The 315-nt window shown below is 50.2% G+C and carries 1 protein-coding gene; it reads right to left on the bottom strand.

What is annotated here, in order from left to right; genetic code table 11:
- Positions 1 to 31 precede the first annotated feature (31 nt).
- Positions 32 to 315: DUF6017 domain-containing protein (locus NE623_RS14520; RefSeq protein WP_256273516.1), on the bottom strand; the 284-nt coding region annotated here is incomplete at its 5' end.

The following is a 315-nucleotide window of genomic DNA, read 5'->3' as shown; positions in this document are numbered from 1 at the left end:
GCGGAGAATAAAATTTCATCTGCAAATCATGTCACCTCTTTCCGCCGCACAGGTCATGGTCGATCTGCGCGGCATAGTAGTTTTCTATCGTCAGCGGCGCATTGTAGAGCGCCGCCAGTAAGTATTGCTTGATGTTTCGGATGCGGGGCGGGTTGTCCTTGAGGCAATCCAGAACATACTGGATGTGTTCTGCGCCCAATTTTAGGAATCGAGATTTTACAACTTCGGCAGGCATTTCCTCACCCGAAATGCGGATAGCAGCCCGTTTGGAACAAACCACATCCAGCATCAACTCCACCAGTTCATCCAATCGCA

It is taken from the genome of Gemmiger formicilis (assembly GCF_024462815.1).
Classification (GTDB): domain Bacteria; phylum Bacillota; class Clostridia; order Oscillospirales; family Ruminococcaceae; genus Gemmiger.
This window is presented reverse-complemented; position numbering and strand designations above follow the sequence as displayed.